The organism is Streptomyces sp. NPDC087859 (assembly GCF_044742595.1).
In the GTDB taxonomy this organism is placed as follows: Bacteria; Actinomycetota; Actinomycetes; order Streptomycetales; family Streptomycetaceae; genus Streptomyces; species Streptomyces canus_F.
The window spans coordinates 507,862-528,477 of the sequence record NZ_JBIUUU010000001.1 but is presented as its reverse complement, the minus strand read 5'-3'; the positions used below and the strand labels follow the sequence as shown (position 1 = coordinate 528,477).

The 20,616-nt window shown below is 70.6% G+C and carries 17 protein-coding genes; 10 read left to right on the top strand and 7 right to left on the bottom strand.

Annotated elements, in window-relative coordinates; translation table 11 throughout:
* Positions 1-199: 199 nt before the first annotated feature.
* Positions 200-616, bottom strand: a complete 417-nt coding sequence (locus ACIOHP_RS02440; protein WP_401882604.1) for a hypothetical protein — start codon at positions 614-616, stop codon at positions 200-202.
* Between the two features lie 252 nt (positions 617-868).
* On the opposite strand from ACIOHP_RS02440, the gene ACIOHP_RS02435 reads away from it, so the two are divergent.
* From ACIOHP_RS02435 to ACIOHP_RS02415, 5 genes are all read left to right on the top strand, one after another.
* A complete protein-coding gene (locus tag ACIOHP_RS02435; RefSeq protein ID WP_401882601.1) occupies positions 869-1,960 on the top strand; it encodes a serine/threonine-protein kinase in 1,092 nt (363 codons plus the stop codon).
* An 81-nt stretch (positions 1,961-2,041) separates the two neighbouring features.
* Entirely contained in the window at positions 2,042-3,694 is a 1,653-nt protein-coding gene (locus tag ACIOHP_RS02430; RefSeq protein ID WP_401882599.1) for a serine/threonine-protein kinase, read from the top strand.
* A 42-nt stretch (positions 3,695-3,736) separates the two neighbouring features.
* The gene (locus ACIOHP_RS02425) at positions 3,737-5,374 is read left to right on the top strand and encodes a serine/threonine-protein kinase (RefSeq protein WP_401882596.1); all 1,638 of its coding nucleotides are present in this window, start codon (positions 3,737-3,739) and stop codon (positions 5,372-5,374) included.
* Between the two features lie 137 nt (positions 5,375-5,511).
* Positions 5,512-7,122: a succinic semialdehyde dehydrogenase gene (locus ACIOHP_RS02420; protein WP_401882593.1), complete on the top strand. Its 1,611-nt coding sequence runs from the start codon at positions 5,512-5,514 to the stop codon at positions 7,120-7,122.
* Between the two features lie 53 nt (positions 7,123-7,175).
* Entirely contained in the window at positions 7,176-8,954 is a 1,779-nt protein-coding gene (locus tag ACIOHP_RS02415) for a GMC family oxidoreductase (RefSeq protein ID WP_361550821.1), read from the top strand.
* Positions 8,955-9,048: 94 nt separating this feature from the next.
* On the opposite strand, the gene ACIOHP_RS02410 is transcribed toward ACIOHP_RS02415, so the two are convergent.
* Positions 9,049-10,083: an LPXTG cell wall anchor domain-containing protein gene (locus tag ACIOHP_RS02410; protein ID WP_401882589.1), complete on the bottom strand. Its 1,035-nt coding sequence runs from the start codon at positions 10,081-10,083 to the stop codon at positions 9,049-9,051.
* A 217-nt stretch (positions 10,084-10,300) separates the two neighbouring features.
* On the opposite strand from ACIOHP_RS02410, the gene ACIOHP_RS02405 reads away from it, so the two are divergent.
* The gene (locus tag ACIOHP_RS02405) at positions 10,301-11,407 is read left to right on the top strand and encodes a hypothetical protein (RefSeq protein WP_401882586.1); all 1,107 of its coding nucleotides are present in this window, start codon (positions 10,301-10,303) and stop codon (positions 11,405-11,407) included.
* 593 nt (positions 11,408-12,000) lie between these two features.
* Here the strand turns inward: ACIOHP_RS02405 and ACIOHP_RS02400 are convergent.
* Positions 12,001-12,282: a chorismate mutase gene (locus ACIOHP_RS02400; RefSeq protein ID WP_046261633.1), complete on the bottom strand. Its 282-nt coding sequence runs from the start codon at positions 12,280-12,282 to the stop codon at positions 12,001-12,003.
* 325 nt (positions 12,283-12,607) lie between these two features.
* Here ACIOHP_RS02400 and guaA point away from each other — a divergent pair, with 325 nt between their 5' ends.
* On the top strand, positions 12,608-14,185 hold the full coding sequence (gene guaA / locus ACIOHP_RS02395; protein WP_361550830.1) for a glutamine-hydrolyzing GMP synthase: 1,578 nt from the start codon (positions 12,608-12,610) through the stop codon (positions 14,183-14,185).
* A gap of 20 nt (positions 14,186-14,205) precedes the next feature.
* On the opposite strand, the gene ACIOHP_RS02390 is transcribed toward guaA, so the two are convergent.
* On the bottom strand, positions 14,206-14,679 hold the full coding sequence (locus ACIOHP_RS02390) for a pyridoxamine 5'-phosphate oxidase family protein (RefSeq protein ID WP_401882583.1): 474 nt from the start codon (positions 14,677-14,679) through the stop codon (positions 14,206-14,208).
* A 162-nt stretch (positions 14,680-14,841) separates the two neighbouring features.
* Here ACIOHP_RS02390 and ACIOHP_RS02385 point away from each other — a divergent pair, with 162 nt between their 5' ends.
* Positions 14,842-15,645, top strand: a complete 804-nt coding sequence (locus ACIOHP_RS02385) for a class II aldolase/adducin family protein (protein ID WP_401882581.1) — start codon at positions 14,842-14,844, stop codon at positions 15,643-15,645.
* Between the two features lie 18 nt (positions 15,646-15,663).
* On the opposite strand, the gene ACIOHP_RS02380 is transcribed toward ACIOHP_RS02385, so the two are convergent.
* A complete protein-coding gene (locus tag ACIOHP_RS02380; protein WP_401882578.1) occupies positions 15,664-16,554 on the bottom strand; it encodes a DUF4429 domain-containing protein in 891 nt (296 codons plus the stop codon).
* Between the two features lie 187 nt (positions 16,555-16,741).
* Between ACIOHP_RS02380 and ACIOHP_RS02375 the strand changes: the two genes are divergently transcribed.
* Both ACIOHP_RS02375 and ACIOHP_RS02370 read left to right on the top strand, forming a co-directional pair.
* The gene (locus tag ACIOHP_RS02375; protein WP_327718893.1) at positions 16,742-18,019 is read left to right on the top strand and encodes a hypothetical protein; all 1,278 of its coding nucleotides are present in this window, start codon (positions 16,742-16,744) and stop codon (positions 18,017-18,019) included.
* Between the two features lie 188 nt (positions 18,020-18,207).
* The gene (locus tag ACIOHP_RS02370; protein WP_361550843.1) at positions 18,208-18,735 is read left to right on the top strand and encodes a DoxX family membrane protein; all 528 of its coding nucleotides are present in this window, start codon (positions 18,208-18,210) and stop codon (positions 18,733-18,735) included.
* A gap of 48 nt (positions 18,736-18,783) precedes the next feature.
* Here the strand turns inward: ACIOHP_RS02370 and ACIOHP_RS02365 are convergent, their stop codons facing one another.
* Together ACIOHP_RS02365 and ACIOHP_RS02360 are read right to left on the bottom strand one after the other, a co-directional pair.
* Positions 18,784-19,029, bottom strand: coding sequence for a hypothetical protein (locus tag ACIOHP_RS02365; protein WP_401882574.1), 246 nt, complete (start codon positions 19,027-19,029; stop codon positions 18,784-18,786).
* Positions 19,016-20,497, bottom strand: a complete 1,482-nt coding sequence (locus ACIOHP_RS02360; RefSeq protein ID WP_401882572.1) for a PspC domain-containing protein — start codon at positions 20,495-20,497, stop codon at positions 19,016-19,018. Before ACIOHP_RS02360 ends, ACIOHP_RS02365 begins: the two co-directional genes overlap by 14 nt.
* Positions 20,498-20,616: the final 119 nt, after the last annotated feature.

Here is a 20,616-nt window from a genome sequence, read left to right as displayed (position 1 = left end):
GTCTTTCGTTCAGTTTTTCTGCCGGTGTGGGCTAGTTCCGAGAACTGGACCATCGAAGTACGCTCGGGACTAGGCGCCTTTATTGACGGTCAGGTCGCCCCTCCATGGTTGGGTGCCGCCCGATACGCGTCCGGCGGAACTCCCTACAAGAGTTCCGCCGAACAGGCTGTAGAGGTGGCTCAGATTGTTGTGCCGAGGCTCAGGCCCAATCGGCGCAGGTGAGACCGCCGACTATCCTGTCCCCTTCCCAGACCGCCACATGCACACCGATGTAGCGGAGCCAATTGTCGGTGCTCGACGCGTGAGTGGTGAAGGAGAGAGTTGATCCCTTTCCATCATATTCGTGGCGCCAGGTCCAATCCTTAAGGTTTTCGCCGCCGTTCGAGGATATGAGTTGAATGGCCACATGGTGACCATCGGCGGCGGTGTCCTTGACCCATCCGCTTATGTCCACGTAATTGTCTGACCAGTTGGTGAACGTAAGGCTCCCCGTGGCGCCGGTCGTGGAGCACGAGGCGCCGCCACTCGCCGCGCTGGCGTTGGTCACTGTGGTCGCGGCGAAAATGGCCACCGCCGCGACACTCGTGACGGAAAGGCGCTTCCATGTGTTTCCCATGGTCAAACGTTAAGGCTTTCATGATTCACATGGCAGCACGATTCCGGCCACCCGTTTTGTCTCTTATGGTGTATATTTCATAGTAATTAACCGTGTTGTATGCCTGCTCAGAGCTCAGTCATGGCTGAAAATAATTGTCCCTTAGTGTGAGCTGGAGCTCGGCAAGGTGGTGAACTGTCTCCGTGAGAGCAATTCCTACTTGGCCGGTCACCACCCCGGAGGGGATCCGTCCGGCGCGGCATCATGGGGCGCATGGGGACCCCGGGAGACAACTTCCGTGTCATAGCGGGCCGTTATCGCCTGGAGGTCAGGCTCGGGCGAGGCGGCATGGGTGTCGTGTGGCGGGCGACCGATCTGCTGCTCGGGCGACGGGTGGCGGTCAAGGAGATCTCCCTCGACGAGACGCTGTCCGAGGCCGAGGCCCGGTGGCAGCGGGAGCGGACCCTGCGCGAGGCGCGGGCCGTCGCACAGCTCAGGCATCCGCACATCATCGTCGTCCATGACATCGTCGAACAGGACGAACGGCCCTATCTCGTCATGGAGTTGATCGACGGCGGCTCCCTCGCCGACCGGATCGCCGGGCACGGGCCGGTGGTGCCCGCCGAGGCCGCCCGGATCGGCGTCGACCTGCTCGGCGCGTTGCGCGCGGCGCACGCGGCCGGCGTCCTGCACCGGGACATCAAGCCCGCGAACGTCCTGATGGAGGCGGGCACCGGCCGGGTCGTCCTCACCGACTTCGGCGTCGCGCAGGTCGCGGGTGCCACCACGCTCACCGAGACCGGGTCCTTCGTCGGCTCGCCCGAGTACACCGCGCCGGAGCGGATGACCGGGATGGGGACCGGGCCCGCGTCCGACCTGTGGTCGCTGGGGGCACTGCTGTGCACGGCGGTGAGCGGTGAATCGCCGTTCCGGCGGGACTCGTTGAGCGGCGTCCTGCACGCGGTCCTCGCGGGTGAGATACGGCCGCCCGCGCAGGCCGCGCCGATCCTGCCCGTCGTACGAGGGCTGCTGGAGCGCGATCCGGCACGGCGGCTGGACGCGGAGTCGGCCGAGCGGATGCTGCGGGCCTTCCTGGAGACGGGGCGACTGCCCGTCTCCGAGCGGCGCTCCCTGCGGGGTGTGCTGACGGCCGTGGTGCTGGTCGCCGCGATGGCGGGGGCGGGGGTGTCGGGGGCGGCGCTGATCATGCATCAGGAGGGCAGCGGGGACGGGCCTTCACCGTCACCTTCGCCCCCGTCCGTCAGTGTCTCCGTCAGCGAGACTCCCTCGGTGCCGAAACCTTCCTTCTCGCGGACCGGCACCGCGTCCGCGAGCTCACAGCGAGCTCACATAAAAGGGAGATAAGCGACCTCCTGAGTCACGGGTCTGTGACCGCGACGCCTTCTGAGTGGATGCGGACACCTCTGGCGCGATATGAACGGACCCATGAGCAGCAACGGGGGAGCCCCTTACGGGTCCGACGAGCCGACGAGTTTTGGTCTGCAACCGCCGAACCCGCCCGCGGCCGTGCCGCACCCGGACAACCCGTACGCGGCGCCCACCCAGGTCGTACCGCACCAGACGGCACCCCCCGCGCCCGAACCGGAGCCGGGTACCGGCCGGTTGATCGGTGGTCGTTACCGTCTGCTCGGCAAGCTCGGGCACGGCGGCATGGGTACGGTCTGGCGCGCCAAGGACGAGACGGTGGACCGCGAGGTCGCCGTCAAGGAGCCCCGCGTACCCGACCATCTTCCCGAGCGCGAACGCGCCAACGCGTTCGAGCGGATGCGCCGCGAGGCGCGTGCCGCGGCCCGGCTCGACCATCCCGCTGTCGTGAACGTGCATGACGTCGCCGTCGTCGACGGCCAGCCGTGGATCGTCATGGAGCTGGTGCACGGGCGCTCGCTGGGCGACGCGTTGCAGGAGGGCACCCTCGGGGCGAGGGAAGCGGCGAGAATCGGCCTGGAGGTGCTCGGCGCGCTGGAGGCCGCGCACGCGGCGGGCATCCTTCACCGGGACGTCAAGCCGGACAACGTGCTGCTCGGCCGCCATGACCGCGTCGTCCTCACCGACTTCGGCATCGCCCAGATCGAGGGCGAGACCAGTCTCACCGACACGGGGGGCTTCGTCGGTTCGCCCGAGTACATCGCGCCGGAGCGGGTGCTGGGGCAGCGGCCGGGACCGGCGTCGGACCTGTGGTCGCTCGGTGTCGTCCTGTACGCGGCCACCGAGGGCGTCTCGCCGTTCCGCCGCAGCAACACTCCGGCCACGCTCCAGTCGGTCCTCAACGCCACGCCCGCCGTTCCGGCCTCCGCCTCCGGTCCGCTGGCCGACGTCATCACCGGCCTCCTCCAGAAGGACCCCGCGCGTCGCCCGAACGCGGCCCAGGTGCGGGCGCTGCTGGAGACGGCCGCCCATCCGCCGGCTCCGGCGGCGACGCAGGTCGCGCGGCTCGCGGAGGGTGCTCCGAAGGGCGGTGTGCGGCTGGGCCGCAAGTCGCTGATCGGGCTCGGTGCCGCGGTCGTCGCGGCCGCGGTGGCGGCGTATCTGGTGATCGCGGACCCGTTCGCCGGGCCGCTGCCGGACGGCTGGACGACGAAGGAGGTGAAGGACGTCGCCGCGACGCTGGCGGTGCCCGCGGGGTATCAGAAGGGCCTGCCCGACCGGAAGTCGGACGAGGACCACTGGGTGACGTACACCGACTGGAGCGGCAGCATCTCGATCGGGCTGAGGCTCGACAAGAAGGCCGAGGACTCGGGCAACACCATCGCGGGCTCGGCGGCCGCCGAGATGTACGAGGACGACAAGAAGTTCAAGGAGTACGGCGAGTACGAGATCAGCATGCCGGAGAACCCTGAGACGGACACCGATGACGAGGTCACGTACCAGGGGAAGCAGGCCGCCAAGAACACGATCACGTACATCACCGACGACAGCCAGAACCCCCGCCCCCGTGAGATGCAGATCTTCTACTACAAGACCTCCAAGGGCGACATGTACAAGCTCACCGTCAGCTACCCGGGCAAGGGCGACTTCACGAAGCGCGGGCAAGAGGTGGCGAGGACGACGATCGCGAACCTCGACGTGGACGTGCTCTGACCCGCGTCGACAAGCAACCGCCCCACAAGGTACTGATGGGGCATGAGCAACGACCGGGGCGGCACCAGCCCGAAGGGCCGACTGATAGGCGGCCGTTACCGTCTGGCCGAGCGCATCGGGTCGGGCGGCATGGGCACCGTCTGGCGGGCGCACGACGAGCTGGTGGACCGCGAAGTCGCCGTGAAGCAGCCGAGGTTGCCCGGTGACCCGGAGGACGAGGTCCATCAGCGGGCCTCTCACCGGCTCTACCGGGAGGCCCGTGCCGCCGCCCGGGTCGACCATCCCGCCGCCGTGTCCATCCATGACGTGGTCGTCGAGGACGGACTGCCCTGGATCGTCATGGAGTGGGTGCGCGGGGAGTCCCTGCACGAGGTGCTCCGGCGTGGCCCGGTCGCCCCGGCCGAGACCGCCCGGATCGGCCTGGCCGTCCTCGGCGCCCTGCGCGCCGCGCACGCCGTCGGGATCGTGCACCGCGATGTGAAGCCCGCCAACGTGCTGCTCGGCCCGCACCGCCGGGTCGTCCTCACCGACTTCGGCATCGCCCATGTCCAGGGCGAGGAATCCCTCACCGTCAGCGGCGAGTTCGTCGGCTCCATCGAGTTCATCGCCCCCGAGCGGATGTCCGGGCGGGGCGCCGGTCCGCCCTCCGATCTGTGGTCCCTGGGCGTCCTGCTGTACGCCGCCGTGGAGGGCGAACCGCCTTTCCGGCGTACGACGCTGGAGTCCACCCTCGCCGCGATCCTCTCCTTCGACCCGCCCGAGCCCAAGCGGGCCGGTCCGCTGAGCCCCCTGATCAGCGGGCTGCTGGGGAAGGACCCCGATCTGCGGCCGGACGCCGAGGAAGCCGCCAAGATCCTGGAGGCGGCGGCGGAGGGGTGGCCGGTGCCGCCGCTGCACGCCACGCCGGTGGCCCAAGTACCGGACCGAATAACGGAGTTGGATGAGGACTCCGGAACCGTACGCCTGCGGGGACCGCGACCCGAGCCCGTACCGGAGCAGCCGGAGCAGTCGGAGCAGCCGGACACCACCGTCGTACCGACGACGTCGCCGCGGAAGCCCCACCTCCTGCGCCGCCCCCTCCCGGCCGCCCTGCTCGGGGTCGCTCTGGTCGGCGGCGCCTGGCTCGGCACGTCCTACTTCCTCGCCGAGCCCGAGCCCGCCGGTGTGACCGAACCGACGTACACCTCGGCCCCCCTCGCGCCCGCCGCCACCGACCTCGCCGACGAGCCCTGGGAGAAGCACCCCGAGAAGGCCATGAAGGCCACGCTCTCGGTCCCGAGCCGGTACGGGGAGACCCACCGGCAGGGCAGCGCCACCGACCAGCCGCGGATGGTGATCTACGGGGAGGGCGGCATCGACCTCCGCCTCAGCCTGTGGGACCAGCCCAGCACCACGGCCATGGGCCGGGCGGACCAGCAGAAGAGATCCTGGGCGACGCACCCGGAGGCCGAGACCCGGCTCACCGAGACCAGTTTCGGGGGCGATTACGCCGTACAGGCCGACACGACCTACGACGACCAGGGCGACGACCCGACCCGGGTCATGCAGCTGTCCGTCATGACCGACGACGGCCGTCTCTACGAGCTCCGGGTCGACATGCCGAAGGGGACGGCGGCCGAGAAGGAGGGCATGGCGTTGTACAAGGCGGTCCGTGACCGGCTCGTGATCGAAAAAGAGTGAGCGGCTGGTGATCGACACCGAACAACGCGCTGATCAGCGGCTTTTGCGCCAGTGATCACTGGCGCCGTGTGAGTACTCCGTGAATCCCGATTACCGACGGGTACCCAAAGCCCCCGCTCCGGCATACTCTGCGCCTCATGACGGACTCGAAGGCTTCGGCTCAGGCCACCAACCCCCTCGCCCCCGCCCCTGAGGGCGCCCGGACCGCCGCCGACGTGGTCACCCCGGAGCTGGTCGCCCAGCTCACCAAGGGTGTGGTCGGCTCCGGTCGGACCGCCAACCACACGCCGTTCACCGGCGAGAAGCTGGCCGACCTGCCCGAGTCGACGCCGCAGGACGTCGAGAAGGCCTACGCGGCGGCCCGCAAGGCGCAGGCCGTGTGGGAGCGGACGCCCGTACGGCAGCGGGCCGCCGTGCTGCTCCGCTTCCACGACCTGGTGCTCGCCCGCCAGGCCGAGGTCCTCGACCTGATCCAGCTGGAGACCGGCAAGGCCCGTCTGCACGCCCACGAGGAGGTGCAGGCCGTCGCGGTCGCCGCCCGCCACTACGGCCGCCGGGCACCCTCCTATCTGCGGCCCAAGCGGCACGCGGGCGCCATGCCGACCCTCACCAAGGTCACCGAGCTGCGCCACCCGCGGGGCGTGGTCGGCCAGATCGCCCCCTGGAACTACCCCCTGGAGCTGTCCGTCGGCGACGCGCTCCCCGCCTTCGTCGCGGGCAACGCGGTCGTGATGAAGCCCGACACCGAGACCTGCCTGACCGCCCTGTGGGCGCGCGACCTGCTGATCGAGGCCGGGCTGCCCGCGGACGTCTTCCAGGTCGTCCTCGGCGAGGGCCCCGTCGTCGGCCCCGAGGTCGTCCGGCACGCCGACTACGTCTCCTTCACCGGCTCCACCCGCACCGGCCGCGAGGTCGCCCAGGGCGCCGCCGCCCGCCTGGTCGGCGTCTCGCTCGAACTCGGCGGCAAGAACGCGATGTTGGTCCTCGAGGACGCCGACATCGAGAAGGCGGCGGCGGGAGCCGTCCGTGCCTGCTTCTCCTCCGCCGGCCAACTCTGCATCTCCATAGAGCGGTTGTACGTCCACGAGTCGGTCGCCGACGCCTTCCTGGAGCGCTTCGCCGCCCGCACCAAGGCCATGCGGCTCGGCAAGTCCCTCGCCTACGGCGCCGACATGGGCTCCCTCGTCGGCGAGCGCCAGCTGGAGACCGTCACCCGGCACGTCGAGGAGGCCGTCTCCAAGGGCGCCACGGTCGTCGCCGGCGGTGTCGCCCGCCCGGACATCGGCCCGTACTTCTTCGAGCCGACGATCCTGGACGGCGTCACCGAGCCCATGGCGATCTGCGCGGAGGAGACCTTCGGCCCGGTCGTCTCCATCTACCGCTTCAAGACCGACGACGAGGCCGTCGCACAGGCCAACTCCACGTCGTACGGCCTCAATTCCTCGGTCTGGACGAAGGACGGCAAGCGCGGCCGCGAGGTCGCCTCCCGGCTGCGCACCGGCACGGTCAACGTCAACGAGGGCTACGCGCCCGCCTACGGCAGCGTCCAGTCCCCGATGGGCGGCATGAAGGACTCCGGCCTCGGCCGCCGCCATGGCTCCGAGGGCATCCTCAAGTACACGGAGGCCCAGACGGTGGCCCAGCAGCGGCTGCTGCCGATGGCGCCGTCGCTGGGCATGAGCGACGAGGCGTACGCCCAGTTCATGAGCCGCAGCCTGCGCCTGATGAAGGCGTTCCGGTTCCGCTAGACCGACCCGCACCGCACGCTCACAGCACTGCACGCTCAAAGGAGAGAACGCACGTGCCTCAGGACGCTTACGACTACGACGTGATCGTCGTCGGATCCGGCTTCGGAGGATCCGTCACCGCCCTCCGCCTCACCGAAAAGGGCTACCGCGTAGGCGTCCTGGAGGCCGGCCGCCGCTTCACCCCGGGCACCCTCCCCAAGAACTCCTGGGACATCAAGAACTACCTCTGGGCACCCAGGCTCGGTATGTACGGGCTCCAGCGCATCCATCTGCTGGGCAACGTGATGGTGCTCGCCGGTGCGGGGGTCGGCGGCGGCTCGCTCAACTACGCCAACACGCTCTACGTGCCGCCGAAGCCGTTCTTCGAGGACCCGCAGTGGCGTGACATCACGGACTGGGAAGAGGAGTTGAAGCCGTACTACGACCAGGCGCAGCGCATGCTCGGCGTACGGCTCAACCCGACGATGACCCCGTCCGACGTCCATCTGAAGGCGGCGGCCCAGCGGATGGGCGTCGGGGACACCTTCCACATGGCGCCCGTCGGGGTGTTCTTCGGTGACGGGCAGGACGCCGACGGCGCGGTGAAGGCGAAACCCGGCGAGCGGGTCGCGGACCCGTACTTCGGTGGCGCGGGACCGGACCGCAAGGCGTGCGCCGAGTGCGGTGAGTGCATGACCGGCTGCCGTCACGGTGCGAAGAACACCCTCAACGAGAACTACCTGTACCTCGCCGAGAAGGCGGGCGCGGTGGTGTTCCCCATGACGACGGTCGTCTCGGTCACGGACGACTCCCAGGGCGGGTACGCGATCGCCACCCTGCCGACGGACCAGCAGCGCAAGGGCAAGGGCCGGACCTTCAAGGCCCGCCGTGTCGTCCTCGCCGCCGGCACCTACGGGACCCAGACCCTGCTGCACCGCATGAAGGCGGGCGGCCAGCTGCCGCACCTGTCCGAAAAGCTGGGCGAGCTGACCCGCACCAACTCCGAGGCACTGGTCGGCGCGCAGACCAGCGACCGGCGCTACCGCAAGGCGACCGGCGACAAGAGGGCCGACTTCACCCGGGGCGTGGCCATCACCTCGTCCATCCACCCGGACGCGAACACCCACATCGAGCCGGTCCGCTACGGCAAGGGCTCCAACTCGATGGGCGGCCTGTCCATTCTCCAGGTCCCGTACACCGAGGGCTCCTCGCGGGTCCTGGCCTGGATGGCGAACGCGGCCCGGCACCCCCTGCTGGTGATGCGCTCCCTCTCCAACCGCCGCTGGTCGGAGCGGACCATCATCGGCCTGGTGATGCAGTCGCTGGACAACTCCCTGACGACGTACCTGAAGCCGGACGGCGTGGGGAAGGGCCTGCTCACCGCCCGCCAGGGCCACGGAGCCCCCAACCCCAAGCAGATCAGGGCCGCTTCGGAGGGCGCGTCGGCGATCGCGGCCGAGATCAACGGCTTCGCGGGCTCCAACGTCGGCGAGCTGATGGGCACCCCGCTCACCGCCCACTTCCTCGGCGGCTGCCCCATCGGCGCCACCGCCGAGGACGGTGTGATCGACCCGTACCACCGCCTCTACGGCCACCCCGGCATCTCGGTCGTCGACGGCGCCGCGGTCTCGGCGAACCTCGGGGTGAACCCGTCCCTGACGATCACCGCACAGGCCGAGCGGGCGATGTCGTACTGGCCCAACAAGGGCGAGGCGGACCCGCGTCCGGCGCAGGGCGCGGCGTACGAACGTCTGAAGCCGGTCGAGCCGCGGACGGCGGCGGTTCCGGCGGAGGCGTTCGGCGCGCTGCGGCTGCCGTTCCTGGGGATACCGGCGGTGCCGCCGAAGAAGTAGCTCCGCCGTAGCCCCTGCGCACATGAAGAGAAGGACCTGCACCCCCCTCCGAGCGCAGGTCCTTCTCTTTGTCTTGCAGCCTTGCGGCCGGGCTCTAGCCCTCCGCGCCCGCCTTGCGGCGACGCATCGCGAAGACGGCGCCGGCACCGGCGACGATCGCGGCACCGCCGACGAGACCGATGGTCGGCAGCGCCGAGCTGGAACCGGTGTCGGCGAGGTTGCCCGTCGGCAGCTCGGAGACGTCACCCTGCGGCTTCTTCACCGAGTCCTTGCCGTTGTCGCTCGGGTCGGCCGTGCCCGGGTCCGGGTTGGGCGAGCCGGCCTTCAGGACCTCGAAGTCGTACTGGGCCCAGCCCTCGGCGATGCAGTCCTGGCCGTCGACGTTGTCCAGGTAGGCGCCGGAGCCGAAGGAGTAGGCGTCGCCGGCCGGGGCCTTGGAGCCGATGCTGACGCGCAGGTCGACCGACTTGGTCTTGCCGGCCTTCAGCGAGTCGACGTAGAAGAAGTAGTCACCGGCGAAGGTTTCGTCGCCGATGCGGTCCCAGGTGCCGGTCTCGGTGTTCTTGAACTCCAGGTCGACGTACGGGCTGAGCCACTTGGACTCGTCGAGCTCGTAGTTCTCGACCTCGGCGTAGAACGCGACGCCGTCGACCGTGGTGCCGGAGTCGTTGGTGACGGTCAGCTTGAAGTTGTGGAAGCCGTCACCGGCGACGATCTTGCCGGGCAGGCCCTTGATGTCCGCGGACACCTTGGCGTCCGCGAAGTCCTTGTCGACGTCCTCGCAGTACGGGACGTCCGGGTCGGTCGGCTCCTCGCTCGGCTCGGCCGAGTCGGAGGGCTCGGGCTCGTCCGACTCCGTGGCCGTGGCGGTGGCCGTCGCGGTGTCGGTCGCCGTGGCGGTGGCGGTCGTCGTCGCCGTGTCGGTCGGGAGCGCGGTGTCGGTGGGCAGCGTGGTGTCCGTCGGGGTCGGCTCGGCCGTGTCGGTCGGCTCCTCCGTCGGCGTGCTGGTGACCGTCTCGGTGGGAGTCGGAGTCGTCTCGTCCGCGAACGCGACAGGCGCGGACAGCAGCGCGAGCGGGGCTATGACAGCCGTCGCGGCCGCTGCGGCCATGGCACGGCGAAGCTTCATGAATGACCTCAGGAAGTCCGGTGTGCTGCGTGTCGCAGCACATGAGTGGGGCTTGGTGGGCCCCGCCTGTGGGGTGCGGGTGTGGCCCGTGGTTCGCCTGGTTTGATTCGTGAAGCCTGTGAATGGTTGCCCCCGCATTCACAGAAACCTTATGTGGCCTGAGTCACATTCCGATTGCGCTTGTGAAAGTGCTTTCTCAGCCCATAGAACTGCCGTCGTGTCTGACAAGCCGTCCGAGGACTCCTCCTCGACCCCCGAAGTCCCCGACGACGTCTGGGAACAGTTCACCCGCGCCGGCGAGCGGGAGGCCCCGAAGGAGCCCTCCGCGCGCGCCCGCATGGTGACCGAGCGTCTGCGGCAGCAGGAGGCCCGCGGTGAGACGCCCGAAAGCTGGCGTCCGGGTCCGCCGCTCCAGGACAAGAGGCGCGGCCGGCGGGTGTGGACGGCCCTCGGTCTGCTCCTCGCCCTCGTCGTGGCCGTCGTGGCGCTGAAGCCCTCGCTGCTGCCGGGCGACCCCTTCGGCAGCGGGACCTCCGACTCCGGGGCACCGCTCCCCGAGGAGACCGCGGCCCCCACCGCCCCGCCCTCCGCCGCGGCCCCCGCGACACCCACCCTGGACGATCCGTTCGCCGGCTCCCCGGCCAAGCGCTGGGCCGACGGCAAGGCCGGCATCCTCGCACCGAAGGCGGAAGCGGTCGGCGGACGGTCGAAGGCGGAGGTCGCCCAGGCCCTTCGGCTGACCAGGGAACTGCTGATCTCCTCGAACCTCGACCCGGCGACACTGCGCGGCGAACGCCCCGAGGCGGCGCTGGACATATTGGACCCGAAGCAGAAGGACGTCCTCTCGCGGCTGAAGACCGCCCTGAGCGATCCGGACGAGAAGCACGACCCGCTGTCGATGTTCACCCGTTTCGACCCGGACGAGGTCCGGCCGGTCGGCGACGTAGTGAAGGTCCGCGGCCGGATGACGTTCGAGGCGGGCGAGGGCGCCGCCGTCGCCGTCCACGCCGACTACACCTTCGTCTACCCGGTGGTCCGCGCCGACGGCTCGCCCGAGGTGACCCGCATCATCGTCCGCCGCGTCCTCGACGTCGAACTCTCCGACCCGGCCAGGTACGACATCACCCCCGGCAAGCTCACCGTCCTGCGGCACGACCGGGACGCCGGCAACTCGGCCTGTGACGCCCACGACGGCTGGTTCCACCCGCAGTTCCCCTCGGACAATCCGACGAGCGAGCCCCCGACCGGCCCGACGTCGGACCCGTACGACCGCAGCAAGGACATCCGTCAGGGGCAGGACTGCGGGACGGTCTCCCGCGTCTGACGCACAGCGGTCCGAGGTGGGGAGGACCGGGGCACGGCGAAGGGCCCCGCGGGACGGAGCCGCGGGGCCCTTCTTTCGTCAGCACCGGCGTCAGGGCAGCACCGGTGCCTGGGAGCGGCGCCGGGGGGTTGCGCCGCTTGCCTCACGTGCCTGGGTCGGCGCCCCGGCGCAGTCGGGGCGTGCGGTTGGTCTCGACCTCTGGCAGTGCGGGAGGACAAAGGCAATGTGGTTGTCTGCGAGGGGACTTGGGCTTTGTAGGCATCGTGCTGGATGGACCCGGCCACCGCAACCGTTCGGTCCGGTCTTGTACGTGTTCCGGCACTTTGCCTGTACTCGTTGTGCACTTTTCCGTCGGTCGGCCCCGGGCGTCCCCGGAGCCGGCCGTTCTCTTGGGTGACCGGGCTGCTGTCCCCTGCCGTCCGGTCACTTACCTGGAGCGAGGTCCCACGACGTACGGCACGATCCGTACGTCTCATCGCCCCAGCGAGCCACGCGTGGTTCTTTCGGGCCCGCCCCTGGCTGGCGCGGACACCCCACCAACGAAGCGGTCCGCGTCCCGGTCACGCGCCGTACGGGTGAGGCGGGGCCCGAACTCAGATGCGACCGCGGCACAGTTCGAGAAGGGTCATCGCGAGGGAGGTGCCCGGCCTGCCCAGCGCCTCGCTGTAGTGGTTGAGAACCTCCATCTCGCGGGAGAGGTTCACGCGCCGGCCGCCGGAGGTGATCCGCGCCTCCTGGATGACAGCGGACACGGCCATCCGTTCCTGGATCAGACCGATGATCCGGTCGTCGAGCGCGTCGATGCGCTCACGGGCGCCGGTGATCACATCCGCGGCCTCGGAGGTACGGGCGCCGGTCACGTCGATGGCGGTCATGGGGAGCTCCTCGTCTGGAAGGGGGTCGAGGTGCCCCGGAGCGGCAGGGTCCGGAGAAAACGACAGGCGCCCCGGACCTTGTCGGCCCGGGGCGCCTGGGAAGTCGCTTGTCAGTAGCTCAAGCAGCACGACCATGGCAGCCGGCGGGCCGGGTGCCATAGGTAAAGAGGAAGGTCGGGTGCGTGAGCATGGGAGCAGTATGCCGCGCCTCGCGGGGGCGTCCAACCCGGTTCGTATCGTGAGACAGGGCTTGCCCCGGGAGCGGCCCCGCCGCGCCCGGTAGACTCGGCCCCACACACACCTCGCTCACGCCGGAAGGCAACCCGTGTCATCAGCGACCCCCGCCGCCGCCCCCGACACCGTCCTGGTCGTCGACTTCGGCGCGCAGTACGCCCAGCTCATCGCCCGCCGTGTCCGCGAGGCCCGGGTCTACAGCGAGATCGTGCCGAGCACCATGCCGGTCGCGGAGATGCTCGCCAAGAACCCGGCGGCGATCATCCTCTCCGGCGGCCCTTCCTCGGTCTACGCGGAGGGCGCCCCGCGCCTGGACCGCGAGCTCTTCGAGGCCGGCGTCCCGATCTTCGGCATGTGCTACGGCTTCCAGCTGATGGCCACGACCCTCGGCGGCACGGTCGACAACACCGGCGCCCGTGAGTACGGCCGTACGCCGCTCCATGTGTCGCGGTCCGGCTCGACGCTCTTCGAGGGCACCCCCGACGAGCAGTCCGTCTGGATGTCCCACGGCGACGCCTGCTCCGCCGCCCCCGAGGGCTTCTCCGTCACGGCCGCCACGGACGTCGTCCCGGTCGCCGCCTTCGAGAACGACGAGAAGAAGCTCTACGGCGTCCAGTACCACCCCGAGGTCATGCACTCCACGCACGGCCAGCAGGTCCTGGAGCACTTCCTGTACCGGGGCGCGGGCCTGACCCCGTCCTGGACCACGGGCAATGTGATCGAGGAGCAGGTCACGGCCATCCGTGAGCAGGTCGGCGACAAGCGCGCCATCTGCGGTCTGTCCGGCGGCGTCGACTCCGCGGTGGCCGCGGCCCTCGTCGCACGCGCCATCGGCGACCAGCTGACCTGCGTGTACGTCGACCACGGTCTGATGCGCAAGGGCGAGACCGAGCAGGTCGAGAAGGACTTCGTGGCCGCGACCGGCGTCAAGCTGGTCGTCGTCGACGCGGAGGAGCGCTTCCTGACCGCGCTCAAGGGTGTCTCGGACCCCGAGGAGAAGCGGAAGATCATCGGCCGGGAGTTCATCCGGGTCTTCGAGCAGGCGCAGGCGGAGATCATCGCGGACGAGGGTCCGGCGGTGGAGTTCCTCGTCCAGGGCACCCTCTACCCCGACGTGGTCGAGTCCGGTGGCGGTACCGGCACCGCCAACATCAAGTCCCACCACAACGTCGGCGGCCTCCCCGAGGACCTCGAGTTCCAGCTGATCGAGCCGCTGCGCAAGCTGTTCAAGGACGAGGTCCGGATGGTCGGCCAGGAGCTGGGCCTGCCGGAGGAGATCGTCCAGCGCCAGCCGTTCCCCGGCCCGGGTCTCGGCATCCGGATCGTCGGCGAGGTCACCAAGGAGCGGCTCGACCTGCTCCGCGACGCGGACGCCATCGCCCGCGAGGAGCTGACCGCGGCCGGCCTCGACCGGGACATCTGGCAGTGCCCGGTGGTGCTGCTCGCGGACGTCCGCAGCGTCGGCGTCCAGGGCGACGGCCGCACCTACGGCCACCCGATCGTGCTGCGCCCGGTGTCCTCCGAGGACGCCATGACCGCCGACTGGTCGCGACTGCCGTACGAGGTGCTGGCGAAGATCTCGACGCGGATCACGAACGAGGTGGCCGACGTCAACCGCGTGGTCCTCGACGTGACGTCGAAGCCGCCGGGCACCATCGAGTGGGAGTAGGCCCCCTCTTGTGAAGGGGCTCAGGTGCGCTTGATCGTGCGCACGGGCTCACCGGGCTTCCAGGCCTGGACGACCAGGTACTTGTCGTCCTCGACGTAGGTCCGTACGACCTCCGTCAGCTCGGTGCGGAAGAGGTGGAACGGCTCCGGCGGTTCCACCTCTTCGCCGTATCCGGCCTTCGTCCCGGCGTCCACCACCTCGATCGCCCGCCCGCTGATCCGGACGTCCCCGCCGCCCATGCTCTGCCCCTCGCCGGGATTCGCCTGGAGTGCGAAGCGCGGGTCGCGGAGCAGGTCGAGCGCCTTGAGCGAGTCCGGCATCATGCCGAGCCAGAGCTCGCCGTTCAGGAAACGGACCTCCAGACCGCTCGTGCGCGGGGAGCCGTCCTTGCGGAGCGTCGCGAGGGTGTGGTGGGTGAAGGCGCCGAAGCGTTCCTCGACGCGCTGGGCGAAGTCGGGTTCGGCGGTGGTGAAGGCCGCCCAGTTTGCTGTCATACGGCGAGTCTGGCGCTCATACCCGACATCTGCTGTCCGTATTGCGCGAAGTGGCGCGGGCCGGATCGATTGCGCACGTCATCTTTTCATAACGGCTCTGTTCTCCTGCGCTGACCGGCGGTAACTTCCGCCCCGTAAAGCAACCCCAGTGCTGGAGGACAGATGCACGGGACGTATGGGCCCAAGCCGCCGACACCCCTGCCCACGGACAGCCTCCAGTTCGCGATGCCGCCGATGCACGACGCGGTCGAGGACGAGCGCCGGCACCGCAAGGAACGGCTCGCGGGGGCGCTGCGGATCTTCGGGAGGATGGGCTTCGAGGACGGGGTGTCCGGGCACATCACCGCGCGCGACCCGGAATTCAGCGACTGCTTCTGGGTCAACCCCTTCGGGATGCCCTTCCGGCATGTGACGGTGAGCGATCTGGTCCTCGCCAACTCCGAGGGGCAGGTCATCGAGGGCCGCTACCACGTCAACCAGGCCGCGTTCACCGTCCACGCCCAGGTCCACGCCGCCCGCCCCGACGTCGTCGCGGTCGCCCACTGCCACTCCGTGCACGGCCGCGCGCTGGCCGCCCTGGGGGAGCTCCTGGACCCGATCACCCAGGAGAGCTGCGCGTTCTACGAGGACCACGCCGTCTACGACGCCTACTCGGGCGTCGCCGTCGACGCCGCCGAGGGCCGGCGGATCGCCGCCGCGCTCGACTGCCGCAAGGGCCTGGTGCTGCGCAACCACGGCCTGCTGACCGTGGGGGACTCGGTGGACGCGGCGGCCTGGTGGTTCCTGTCCATGGAACGGTCCTCGCAGGTCCAGCTGACGGCCAGGGCGGCCGGCCGGCCGGTTCTCATCGAGCACAAGGCGGCGGTGGCGACACGGGAGCAACTGGGCGGGGACCTGGTGGCGTGGATCAACTATCAGCCGTTGTGGCAGGACATCAGCCGCAGCGAGCCGGATCTGCTGAGCTGAGCCCCCTGCCGAGGGGGCTCAGAAACCCCGCAGCACCGCGGCCTTGGTCATCGCGAACTCCTCGTCGGTGAGAACCCCGTCGCGGTGCAGCTCGCCCAGCTCCCGGAGCCTGCGCAGGAGGACGTCGTGGTGATCGGCCTGGGGCGGTACAGCCAGCGGGAGCCGCGCGGGGCGGCCCTCCGCGAGGTCGTTGCCGGTGCGGGTGGAGGGATGCGGGAGACGGGCGGTGACCGCGGTGGCGACCAGGGCCGTGAGCAGGTCGCGGCGGGCGCTGCCCCACAGATCGAGGGCGTACGGGTCCTTCTCCGGCGGCAGCTTCGAGAACGCCGTCTCACGGGTCACGAAGCGCAGGAAGCCGTCCTCGTAGCCGGAGTTGGGCAGCCATTCGACCCCCACGACGTCGTCGATGGCGATGATCCGCGGCCCGGTCGCGCGTTTGACCCGGTCGGAGGTGTCCGACCAGTCGATACGGACCTGGAGACCGTCGAAGGAGACCGTGCCGTCGGAGGAGCGCACCGAGACCGGGACCGGCGGACCGGCCAGCAGATACGTCTTCGTCGGGTCCTTGGGGACCTGGTCGAGCAGCAGCGCCCGGCGGATCTCCTCCGCCATGTACTCGGCGACCCCCGAGCGGTCGATGTCCACCAACAGCCGGTAGGGGTCCGCGGGGTCCGGCAGCCGTCCGCCCGTCGCGTGGAGCAGCGGATCCGCCCCCTCGCGCAGCCGCATCCGCAGCCGCCCGCGCTTGCGTTCGGGTTCGTAGACCACGCCCGAGACAGCCTCCAGGGGCACGGCGATCTCGCCGTACGTCTGCCGGAACAGTGGCACGGAGCGGTGGAGTCCCGGCGTGATCCTGACAGTTGTGCCGTCGAAGGCCCAGGTCCCGTCGCGCTGGATGATCTCGGCCATAGGGAAATTCTCGCAGCCGGGTCAACACGGCGGTCCGGTCTTCACCCGCCCTGACCAGACCTGCCGGACGGGCACCCAGTGGCGTAGGGCACAATTCGCTGTCATCGCACGGGAGTTGCAGAGCGGTCCGCCGAGGCTTCGGCGGGGCCGCAGCGCGTGGGAATCGCGGGGAAGGCAGGCGTCGGACGTGGCGGTGCAGGAGGCGAGACAGAGCGTGGAGGCTGGCGCTCACGGGGGTGGCTGCACCTGCGGGGACTGTCCGCACGGGGCGCGGGCGGGGCATCGGCGGGCGGTCGCCGAATTCGTGCTGAAACGGGACGAGTTCGCCGCCGGACAGGGGTTGCCGGCCGCCGTGGCCCACTCGGCCTCTGCCTCCCGCCAGTGGGTGTCGGAGGAGCTGACCCAGTCCGCGGAGGTCGTCGCCGAGCGCGGCCGCGCCGAGGGCGAGGCCTGGCTGGCCCGGATGTGGAGCCGGACCGCGTGCACGGTGTGGGCCGGTGTGGTCGTCCTGCTGCTGGTCCAGGCACTGACGGCGATCGGCGCGGGCTGGACCTCGGCCCGGACCGCCGGTCTGCTGGCCGCGCTGCTGACGGCCGGCGCGCTGACCGCCGCGTCCTGGTTCCACCGGGCCCGGGGCGGCGCGCTCGCGCCCGTGATCGGCGAGGACAACCGCCTGTCCACCTCGCGCGCGGTGGCCGTGGCCTGGGTGCTGTTCGTGGCGTACGCCGTGCTGGTCCTGGTCGGCCGTCTCGCCGCCGCCTCCGACCCCGCCGAGCGCGACACGCTGATCTCCGGCTTCGACCTCGACCGCGGGGCGGGCGTGGTGACGGTCCTCGCCGTGGTGTGCGCCATCGCGGTCCTGGTGCGGCGCGTGGTCGGCCTGCGCGTTCTGGGGCAGCGGCTGCAGAAGGTACGCGCCGACCGCCCGCGCGCCGCCGACCTCCTGACGGACGACGCGGGCCGGGGCACCTTCGCCGACATCCAGTACGTCGTGATCAGCACCGTCGCCCTGCTGTTCGCGGCGGTCCGCCTCGCCCGCCGCCCCGACCAGCTCCCCGACCTCCCCTGGGGCCTGGCGGTGGTCGTCCTCATCTCGGCGGCGACCTACGTGGCCGGCAAGTACGCCGAGGGCGGCCGCCCGGTCATCCTCTCCGTCGTCCGCGCCCGCGAGGCCGGCGACCTCGACGCGCCGATCCGCACGGGCGACGACATCGAGATCCGCGGCGCCGGTTTCGTCCCCCCGGGGGCGCAGGGCGCGGAGCGCTTGTCCCGTATGACGGTCCGCGTCGGCACCGTCCACGTCCATGTCCCCCTCGTCCCGGTGAACGGAGGCTTCAGCAACCCGACGGACGCGGTCCTGACGGTGCCGGTGCCGGCGGATGTGGAGCCTGGGCGGGTGGAGGTGCAGGTGGTCACCGCGGCGGGGGTGGAGACGAATCGGTACGGGATCGATGTGACGGACTGAGGAGTGGGCGGGGGGCCGGGCCGCGGCCGTGGGCAGTGGCCTGGCGGATGGTCCCCTGCCGCGACGCCACCACCTCCTTGGGCCCGAGCCGCGGAAAACGGTCGCGTCAGCATTGAGCGGCTTCTCCCGTTCCTGCGTATCGTCTTTTGAGGGGTCACGGCACGCTGGGTGAGAGGCGGCTCGGAGCGATGACGCACAGCTTCCGTACGGACACGCACACCCCCTACTACGACGGCGACCGGAGCTGGCGGGACACCGCCACCCGTTACGCCCTGCTCCCGCTACGCCTCTTCCTCGGCGTCACCTTCATCTACGCCGGCCTGGACAAACTCACCGACAGCGCCTTCATGAAGGCCTCCGGGACCGGCTCCATCGGCGACCAGATGCGCAACGTCCGGGACTCCGCGGCGATCCCCGACATGATCGACATGGCGCTGAAGAGTCCCGTCGGCTTCGGCTACGCCATCGCCCTCGGCGAACTGGCCGTCGGCATCGGCACCCTCCTCGGCCTCCTCGCCCGTCTGGCCGCCCTCGGCGGAGCCCTGATCTCCCTGAGCCTCTGGCTGACGATGAGCTGGGCCTCGGACCCGTACTACTACGGCAACGACCTCGCCTACCTGATGGCCTGGCTCCCCCTGGTCCTCGCAGGCGCCCCGAACTTCTCACTCGACGCGGCCTGGCGATCCCGACGACGGGGACGGGCCGCGGCGTACTAGCCGGACGACGGCGAAGGGGGCCGCGGCCCGACCGCGCCGCCCCCTCGGTCAGCCCGCCCCCTCCGACTCGCCCACCGCACCCGCGCTCGCCCCACCCCTCGCACGCCGTCGACGGACCGCGCGAGTCGCGAGGCCCGTCGCGGCCGCCAGGCAGAGGCCGCCCGTGACGATGGGGATGGCCGCGAACCACGGGGTCTCCCAGGCGCCGCCCGCGTCGCCGGCGTAGATGATGCCGGCCAGGGCCAGGAACAGACCGGCGAGCAGTTTGCCGGGGCGGAACTCATGACGTAGCACGGCTCACCTCCGCTTGGCCGGCGCCGACCTGTAGGTCGAGATCGAGAGTGCCGGAGGATCTGGTGCCCTTGGGCGGTGTCAGGGTGACCTCCTGGTGCTTGCCCGGTTCCACGTCCACGTCCTCCTGGTCGTCGCCCGGGAGCTGGATGTCGCCCACGCCCACGTCGATGCTGACCTTCACGGTCACGTCCTTCGGTACGACCACCTTCAGCTTGCCCACGCCCACCTCGGCCCGGGCGGTCACCGTCTTTCCCCCGGCGAGGTCCAGCCCCGTCAGATCCAGCGTGCCGACGCCGGTGCCGAGGTCGTACACGGGCTGGACGTCCGCGACCGCGGCGGGGCGCCAGGTCTTCTCGATCCAGTGCGTGCCGATGTCCTTGGGCAGCGCCGCCGAACCGGCGAGGAGTCCCGCCGTGATCACCGCCAGGAAGATCGAGCCCGCCCCGGTACGCCCGAGGAAGGAACTGATCGCAATGCCGAGGCCGATGACGATGAGGGCGCAGGACAGGCCGGTCTGGAGGCTGGTGCCGAGCGGGTGCTCATCCCACGTCAGAGTGGTGCCGAGACCGCCCGCGAGCAGGGCGAACAGGAAGACCCAGCCGCCGATCCAGCGCGGGCCACGCGGTCTTGGTGGCTGCGGGCGGGCGGTGCGGGTGGCGGCGCGTGCCCCGTCGTATCTGCCGAGGCCGATGTTGACGGCCGCCGCGATGTCCCGGTCGCGGGAGTCGCGGGGGCCCCACAGATAGCCGGTGCCGCCCTCGTGCGTGCCGTCCTTGACGATGGGTTCGCGCCACCAGGACGGGTATCCGGGGCCCACCGGCGGTGCCTGGGCCTCCGGAGGGGCGTCGGCGACGGCCTGCGCGGCCAGCGGATCGGTGTCGGGGGCGCCGCGGTGGCGGGCCCAGTACCCGGCGCCGGCGAGGAGGAGGGAGAGGATGACGGCGAAGGTGAGCACCCCGCCGTTGTTCAGCATCGTCAGGAACACCCCGCAGCCGACCAGCGCGAACAGCACGGCCGTCAGGGCCTGGCCGTCGACACGGCCGGTCAGCAGCTTGCGGACCTCGTTCTCCTCCTCGTCCTCGTACGGGACGAGGAGCCAGGCGAAGCCGTAGAAGATGAGGCCGATGCCGCCGGTCGCGGAGAGCACGGCGAGCGTGATGCGGAAGATCACCGGGTCCATGTCGCACTGCCGCCCGAGCCCCGCGCACACCCCGGCGAGCACCTTGAACCGCCGGTCGCGCCGGAACCTCGCGGGCGGCGCGGCGGCCCCGGCCTCGCCGGGTCCCTCGACGCCTCCGCCGGCCGGGCCGCCGGGAGCCGGGCCCGGCCGGTCGGCCGCACCCGCTTCCGTCCGCGCATCCGCCCGCACATGCGCGCGCGAATCCTCACCCGCGGCGGCCACGGGAGGCGCGGCGGACGAGGCACCCTCGTCGGGCGCCGGGTCCGCGGCGTGCTGGTGATCTGTCATGTGTCCATGGTGACGGGCGAGCCGCCCCGGCGGGAGTCGGAACGACCCTGGCCGGACCCTGATATCGCCCCTGAGCCGGCGCCGGGGGAGCGTTCGACGGCCCGACGTTTTTGCACATG